Consider the following 7478-nt stretch of genomic DNA (forward strand, 5'->3'; position numbering starts at 1 on the left):
CCCCAGTCGTCCACCACGATCTTGTCCATGATGTCGGTGAGCGAAAGCTCCACCGCGCTCATGGTGCCGTAGGGCACCACGAAGGCGCCCTTCTTGATCCATTCCGTCTTCAGCATGGGGCAGGGAGCGGGCAGGCGCGTGGCTTCCACCACGATGTCGGCGCCCCTCACGCAGGTTTCCCAGTCGTCCACCACGCGCACGCTCTTGCCCAGATCCTCGGAAAGTCTCCGGCCGAAGGCCTCGCGGCTTTCGGGCCTGCGGGAGTGCACGCGTATCTCCTCGAAGTCGAAAAGCGAATCGAGAAGGCGCACGTTCCAGTACGAGGTGCCGCGGGAACCGATGTGGCCGAGAATGCGGGAATTCTTCCGGGCCATGTACTTCGCCCCCAGAGCCGTCACGGCGCCGGTGCGCATGTCCGTGATGGAGGTGGCGTCGAGAATGGCCTTCACCATGCCGGTTTCGGGATCAAACAGGTTCATGACCGCCATTTCCGACGGCAGGCCCTGCTTGTAGTTGTCCACATAATCGCCCACGATCTTCACGCCCGCCACATGCAGAGGCTGTATGTAGCCGCGCAGAACGTTGAAATGTCCCTTGGCGGAATCCTCGGGCACCAGATGCACCCTGGGTTCAATGCGCGTCTGCCCGAGACCCTGGGCGCGGAGGCTTTCCTCCACGGCGGCAAGAATTTCGGCGTCGGTCATGTTCAGAGCGGCCACGTCGGGCCCGTTGAGATAGGTAATGTAGCTTTCCTGCATGGTTGGACTCTGGAAGGTTCAGGTGAATATCAGGCCGGGCAGGGATAGCCGAGGCGCAGCGCCCCGGCTTCCTGCTCCGCCAGCACCGCGTAGTCGGAAGGAGACGGCAGGCAGAAGCCCCTCATGCACAGCGTCCGGCGAAGCGCTTCGCCGCAGGAGGCACGGCTCCACTCCGCCAGAGCTTCCCGCAGCGCCGAAACCACGGAATCCTCCGTCCCGGGCGACGCTGCAAGAAAGGGCATGGCCGTCAGGGGAGAACGGCCGAGTATGACAAGCTCCTGCTGCCGCTCCTTTTGCGCGGAAACAAGCAGATGGTAGAAGTAACTGTCGAGCGGAACGACATCGACCCGGCCTTCGCTCAGGGCCTTCAGGCAGTCGGCCGGCGTTTCAAGCTCCACGCTTTCCGCATAGAGCTTCCGGCCTGCGGCATGGGGCGCGAGCAGAAAGCGCAGGGCGTTGTATCCCGACTGGGAATGGGCGCCCATGTGCCCGAGGCGTGAACCGAAGCTCTGTTCCAGTCTCGTCCAGCCGCTGGAGGCGCGGGCCAGAACAAGGGTGCGGTACACGGCCTTTTCCCCGGAATCCGGACCGAGGGGCGCGCCGATGATGCAGTGCCTTGCCCCGGCCTGCACATAGGGCCGCCCGCACAGAAACACCAGGCCCAGGTCGGGCCGCTTCCACAGCCCGCCGAGGGGCGCGGGCGCCCGCCAGTCCACAACGCGCAGATCCACCCCCGCAAGCCTGCCCACTTCGGCGAACATGTCCCTCCACGCCGCGGCATGGAGGGGAGTGACGTCATAGAGTCTGGAACAGGCAAGGAGTGTGGTCATGGCAGCCTCTTGAAAAGGTTCCCGGCTTCGGGACGCCGACATGGCGTCCGGCGACTCCGCCGGCAGTTCAGGGCTGTTGTATCACTCTAAAAATTTTTTTGTCAAAACAATTATTGATAAAATTTACTGATTGATATATAGAGCGTTTCAATAGCAGCTCTCTGTGGCCGGAAAACGCGCCCCTCTGCGGCACCGGATGCGGGCGCAGAGCATTTTGTCGGGGAAAAACATCATGATAGAGCCATTCAGCGGAAACTTTCTTCAGTGGCTGCGCGGCTTCTACGCCGTGGCGGAATACGGCAACATGTCTCAGGCGGCGGAAAGCCTGCATCTCAGGCAGCCCGCCGTGAGCTATCTTGTCCAGTGCCTTGAGGAGGAGCTCGGCGTGCAGCTTTTCCACCGCCGGAACAAGAGCATGGAACTCACGGAGGAAGGACGCCTGCTCCATGAAAAGGCCATCACCATGTTCGATCTGGTGAAGGAAATCCGCTGCGAGGTGGGCAGCGGGAGCCGGGCGGAATACAAGGGGGAAATTTCGCTCTCCACCACCCACAGCGTTTCGGCCAACATCATAGCCGAACCCCTGGCGCGCTTTCACAAGAAGTATCCGCGCACGCGCTTCACCCTCCAGTCGGGCGGGGAGGCAAGCTTCACCCTGGACCTTGTCAACAATTCGCTCATTGACTTCGGCATACTGGCCGGCAGGGAATTCCCCTCCACCATCGATGCGCGCCCGCTCTTTCTTTCCCGTCTGGTGCTGGTCTGCCCGCCCGGAAGCAGCTTCACCCGGGACGAACACGGCGTGCTGCGCGACATGAGAGAGCTGGACGGCGTGCCCTTTGTGGCCTTCTCCTCGGCCAGCACCCTCAACGAAGTGGTCAGGCAGGAGCTGCATAAAAGCGGGGCCACGCCCGCCGTGGCCGCCACTGCCAACAACTCCGCCGTCATCCTCTCCTATGTGCGGGCAGGCATGGGCGTGACCATTCTGGAAGATTTCACCGTGCGGCAGTACCGGGATACGCTGGACATCTATCCTCTGCCCGGAGAAGGGGTGCTGCGCCAGTATTCCCTGATCACGCGGCGGCGCAAGCACCTGCCGCCCCAGAGCGCGGCCTGCATCGACATGCTGTTCCGGGAACTTCCCGAAAGCATCGTGCCCCTCTGAGAAACTGCGGGAAAAGCGTTCCGGAAAAATCGACAAAAAAAGGGGCGACGCCCGAAGGCGCCGCCCCTTTTTCACCCTCTTTCAGGGAAAGGCTACACTCTGCCCTTCAGAAGGTCGGCAATCTGCGTCACGTCCTTGTCGCCGCGGCCGGACAGGCAGACCAGAATGATCTTGTCCTTGTCGAGAGTGGGCGCGATGCGCATGGCATGAGCCAGAGCGTGGGAGGATTCCAGTGCGGGAATGATGCCTTCCCTGCGGGAAAGGGTGAGGAAGGCGTTCACGGCCTCGTCGTCGGTCACGGTCACATATTCGGCGCGGCCGGAGTCCTTGAGCTGGCTGTGTTCCGGACCCACGCCGGGATAGTCGAGTCCGGCGGAAATGGAATACACCGGGGCCACGCCGCCCTTGTCGTCCTGAAGCACATAGCCGTTGAAGCCGTGCAGAATGCCGGGCTTGCCCTTGCACAGACTCGCGGCATGCTGACCGTAGCCCGGGCCCTTGCCGCCGGGCTCCACGCCCACAAGCTTCACTTCCTCATCATCAAGGAAGCCTGCGAACATGCCGATGGAGTTGGAACCGCCGCCCACGCAGGCCACGGCGTAATCGGGCAGACGGCCGATCTGTTCCAGACACTGGGCGCGGGATTCCCTGCCGATGACGGACTGGAAATGACGCACCATGACGGGGTAGGGATGCGGACCCACGGCGGAGCCGAGCACATAGAACATGTCCGGTTCCTTCACGAAGCATTCCAGGGCCTCGTCCACGGCTTCCTTCAGGGTACGCTGACCGCTCATGGCCGGGCGCACTTCCGCCCCCATCATGCGCATGCGGAACACGTTGAGGGCCTGACGGCGCATGTCTTCCTCGCCCATGTACACGATGCATTCCATGCCGAAGAGCGCCGCCGTGGCCGCCACGGCCACGCCGTGCTGACCTGCGCCGGTTTCCGCCACCAGGCGCTTCTTGCCCATGCGCTGGGCCAGCAGCACCTGACCCAGGGTATTGTTGATCTTGTGCGCGCCGAGGTGGTTCAGATCCTCGCGCTTCAGATAGATCTGCGCGCCGCCGAGTTCGCGGCTCAGATTGCGGCAGTGAAACACAGGGGAAGGACGCCCGCAGTAATGGGCGAAGAGATCGGCAAGCTCGGCCTTGAAATCGGGATCGTCACGGTATCTGGTGAAGGCTTCGTTGACTTCGTCCAGTACCTTCTTCAGAGCTTCGGGAACAAACTGGCCGCCGTAGGGGCCGAAGAAACCGGTTTCAAACGCCTGGGCACAGGTTTTGCTGGATTCGGAAACGCTCATGGTATGCTCCTTCTTATTTGAGGGGGAGCACGGCCTTCCGATTCTGCCTGTAAAAAACCGCGGCCGTTGCTCCGACCGCGGTTCGATGTGGTAAATTGCTGAATACTCCAGAACCCGGCCCTTTTAGCAGGGCCACCACCACTGGCAGGAAAAGATTATGGCGTTCTTCGTATTCATGAAATCATTCTCTACCGGAAGAGGGTTTCTCTGTCAAGAAGAAATCGGCCGGAAAAGTTCTCTCCGCCTTCGCCGCAGAAGCAGAAGGCAAGGGCGCAGGGAGGACTACATGCCCCGGTACCGGTACCATGCGGCGCAGCTTCCCTCCGTGGAAACCATGCAGGGGCCGGTGGGATTCTGCGGTGTGCATACTCTGCCGAAAAGCGGGCACTTCTCGGGCGTGAGCACGCCGCGCAGAATGTCGCCGCAGCGGCAGCCGGGGATGGGCTTTGTTTCCTCAAGTTCCAGGCCGAGCTTCTCCATGGCGTCGAAGTCGCGCCATTCCCCGCGCAGGGCAAGGCCGCTGTCCGGGATAAGCCCCAGCCCGCGCCAGCGCGCGTCGGCCACGGAAAACACCGTTTCCATGACATGCCGCGCCTGCGGACTTCCTTCCTCATGCACGGCGCGAATGTAGGTATTGCCCACGGCGGGCTTTCCTTCGCGCAGCATGCCCACCATGAGGCAGAGAGCGGAAAGGATGTCCGCCGGTTCAAAACCGCCCACCACGGCGGGCCTGCCGTACTCGCGCGCAAGGAAGCGGAACGGCTCCAGCCCCAGCACCACGGCCACATGGCCGGGCAGAAGGAAGGCGTCGATGCGTTTTCTGCCGTCCTCCCCGTCCAGCAGAGCCCGCATGGCCGGGGGCACGAGCTTGTTGCAGGGCACGATGCAGAAATTGGAAAGCCCGGCCCGGCGCGCCGCCATGAGCGCCCCGGCAATGACCGGGGCCGTGGTCTCAAAGCCCACGGAGGGGAAGACCACGGTGTCCGAAGGGTGCTCCGAAGCGATGCGTACCGCATCCAGCGGGGAATAGACCACCTCCACGCGCGCCCCTTCCGCCATGGCGTTCTTCAAAGAACGGCCGTCCGGCCCGGGAACGCGCAGAAGGTCCCCGAAGGTGGCCACGATGACGCCGGGCTTTTCCGCGGCGCGGATAAAGGCCGCCACCTCGGCATCGTGCGTCACGCACACGGGGCATCCCGGCCCGGAAAGATGTTCAAGACCCTGCGGCAGAAGCGAACGCAGCCCGCTCTGAAAAAGGGAAACCGTATGCGTGCCGCACACTTCCATGAATCGCACCGGCCTGCCCAGGGCCTCAATCTCGCCGGAAAGCCGCTCCAGCAGGGCGCGGCAGAGCGCCGGATCGTGAAAGGAGGAAGAAATGTCCATGCCTGCTCCTGAAACTGTTTCCCCTCTTGGGTAAACGCCGGGCTTTTTCCTGTCAACGGATGAGGCGAAAAACGCTTCCCGCCGGGCAGAAACGCCGCCGAGGCCGGAAAAGCCGCCTGAGAACATGCGCCGGGCAGGCCCCCGGCAGGGGAGCCTTCTCCGGAGGGGCCTGTCCTTTGCCGCGCAGAACGCCGGAACGTTTCAGGGCCAAGGCGGCCACGGCAGGAAATCTCCGCCGGAGAGGCCGCCTGAAAGGAAGGCCTTCACCGCAGAGGGAATCCCCCTGTTCTTCACAAGAGCGCCTGCACGGAGCCGTCGCCGCCTGCGGGAAAAGCTCGCCCCACGGGGAGACGCAGGAAGCGTTCCCGCGCCCGCCTGAGACGGCAAAGCCCCCGCCTCTTCTCCCGGCAGAAGGAGGGGCATTCCGGCGCTTCCCCCTCGCATTTGCGTCTCCCCGGCCGCCTCCCCTCCGGCAGAAAACGGGGTATTCCGACCGCAGGCGGCAACCCTTTAATATTGTTTTTCTTATGCTTTTTTCGCGTTCGTTTTTCCCCTGCCCTTCCCGGCCCGCATCCGGCCCTTCCGCGGGGAAAAATTCCTTGACAAAAAACACGTTCAAAGATATTTGATATCGTTCTTTGGCCTAACTTTGTGTTTTTATTTTGGAGGAACACATGCCTACTATTCAGCAGCTTATCCGTATCGAACGGAAGAAGGTGGTGAAGAGAAAGAAGACCCCGGCCCTGCAGGAATGCCCCCAGCGCCGCGGCGTGTGCACCCGTGTGTACACCACCACCCCCAAGAAGCCTAACTCCGCTCTTCGTAAGGTCGCCCGTGTGCGCCTGACCAACGGCATCGAAGTTTCGGCTTACATCCCCGGCGAAGGCCACAACCTTCAGGAACACTCCGTCGTGATGATCCGCGGCGGCCGTGTGAAGGACCTTCCCGGTGTCCGTTACCACATCGTCCGTGGTACCCTGGACACCTCCGGCGTGCAGGATCGCCGTCAGCGTCGTTCCAAGTACGGCGCCAAGCGTCCCAAGAACTGATCCTAGAGTCTCCACTCCATTTTTATGGTCTTTCAGTGGTTCTGAAGGCCATTCCAACTTTCTTACGGAGGAATCACCATGCCCCGCAAAGGTCCCATTGCAAAAAGGGAAATTTTGCCTGATCCGATCTACAACAGCCGCCTTGTGGCCCGCTTCGTGAACCGTCTCATGTACGACGGCAAGAAGGGCCCGGCGGAAACCATCTTCTACCGCTCTCTGGAAATCCTCGGTGAAAAGACGGGCGAAGAAGCGCTGCACGCCTTTGAAAAGGCCGTGGAAAACGTGAAGCCCCATGTGGAAGTCAAGTCCCGTCGCGTGGGCGGCGCCAACTATCAGGTGCCCGTCGAAGTGCGCCCCGAACGCCAGATTTCCCTTGCTCTGCGCTGGCTCATCACCTATTCCCGCGCCCGCGGTGAAAAGGGCATGATCGCCAAGCTGTCTGCGGAACTCATCGATGCCTTCAACAATCGCGGCGGTTCCGTGAAGAAGAAGGAAGACACCCATCGCATGGCCGAAGCCAACAAGGCCTTCGCCCATTTCCGCTGGTAGGCCGCCATGTCCAACCGTACCTTTGAAATCAAGGATCTGCGCAATATCGGCATCATGGCTCATATTGACGCCGGCAAGACGACGACCACCGAACGTATCCTTTTCTACACGGGCGTGAACCACAAGATCGGTGAAACGCACGAAGGCGAGTCCACCATGGACTGGATGGAACAGGAAAAGGAACGCGGTATCACCATCACTTCCGCCGCCACCCACTGCCAGTGGAAGGGCCGCACCATCAACATCATCGACACCCCCGGCCACGTGGACTTCACCATTGAAGTGGAACGTTCCCTGCGCGTGCTCGACGGTGCCGTGGCCGTGTTCGACGGCGTGAACGGTGTGGAACCCCAGTCCGAAACCGTGTGGCGTCAGGCCAACCGCTACAACGTGCCCCGCATCTGCTTCATCAACAAGATGGACAGAATCGGCGC

At 61.8% G+C, this 7478-nt stretch carries 8 protein-coding genes; 4 read left to right on the forward strand and 4 right to left on the reverse strand.

Annotated features, from left to right (window positions below):
- Together Q0K07_RS12495 and Q0K07_RS12500 are read right to left on the reverse strand one after the other, a co-directional pair.
- Nucleotides 1-758 (reverse strand): ornithine cyclodeaminase family protein (locus tag Q0K07_RS12495; RefSeq protein WP_294559673.1); only part of this gene is annotated, 758 nt, incomplete at its 3' end.
- 29 nt (nucleotides 759-787) lie between these two features.
- A complete protein-coding gene (locus Q0K07_RS12500; RefSeq protein ID WP_294559675.1) occupies nucleotides 788-1588 on the reverse strand; it encodes a PhnD/SsuA/transferrin family substrate-binding protein in 801 nt (266 codons plus the stop codon).
- Between the two features lie 232 nt (nucleotides 1589-1820).
- Between Q0K07_RS12500 and Q0K07_RS12505 the strand changes: the two genes are divergently transcribed.
- A complete protein-coding gene (locus Q0K07_RS12505) occupies nucleotides 1821-2753 on the forward strand; it encodes a LysR family transcriptional regulator (RefSeq protein WP_294559677.1) in 933 nt (310 codons plus the stop codon).
- Between the two features lie 92 nt (nucleotides 2754-2845).
- Here Q0K07_RS12505 and trpB read toward each other — a convergent pair whose 3' ends face one another.
- Both trpB and hypD read right to left on the reverse strand, forming a co-directional pair.
- Entirely contained in the window at nucleotides 2846-4060 is a 1215-nt protein-coding gene (gene trpB / locus Q0K07_RS12510; protein WP_294559679.1) for a tryptophan synthase subunit beta, read from the reverse strand.
- A 282-nt stretch (nucleotides 4061-4342) separates the two neighbouring features.
- On the reverse strand, nucleotides 4343-5446 hold the full coding sequence (gene hypD, locus Q0K07_RS12515) for a hydrogenase formation protein HypD (RefSeq protein ID WP_294559681.1): 1104 nt from the start codon (nucleotides 5444-5446) through the stop codon (nucleotides 4343-4345).
- A 674-nt stretch (nucleotides 5447-6120) separates the two neighbouring features.
- On the opposite strand from hypD, the gene rpsL reads away from it, so the two are divergent.
- From rpsL to Q0K07_RS12530, 3 genes are all read left to right on the forward strand, one after another.
- Nucleotides 6121-6495 carry a 30S ribosomal protein S12 gene (rpsL, locus tag Q0K07_RS12520; RefSeq protein ID WP_077073592.1) on the forward strand — a complete coding sequence of 125 codons (375 nt, stop codon included), beginning with the start codon at nucleotides 6121-6123 and terminating at the stop codon, nucleotides 6493-6495.
- A 78-nt stretch (nucleotides 6496-6573) separates the two neighbouring features.
- On the forward strand, nucleotides 6574-7044 hold the full coding sequence (rpsG, locus tag Q0K07_RS12525; RefSeq protein ID WP_077073593.1) for a 30S ribosomal protein S7: 471 nt from the start codon (nucleotides 6574-6576) through the stop codon (nucleotides 7042-7044).
- Between the two features lie 6 nt (nucleotides 7045-7050).
- The coding region (locus Q0K07_RS12530; protein WP_294559683.1) for a GTP-binding protein at nucleotides 7051-7478 on the forward strand (428 nt) is incomplete at its 3' end.

The organism is uncultured Mailhella sp. (assembly GCF_944324615.1).
Lineage (GTDB): Bacteria > Desulfobacterota > Desulfovibrionia > Desulfovibrionales > Desulfovibrionaceae > Mailhella.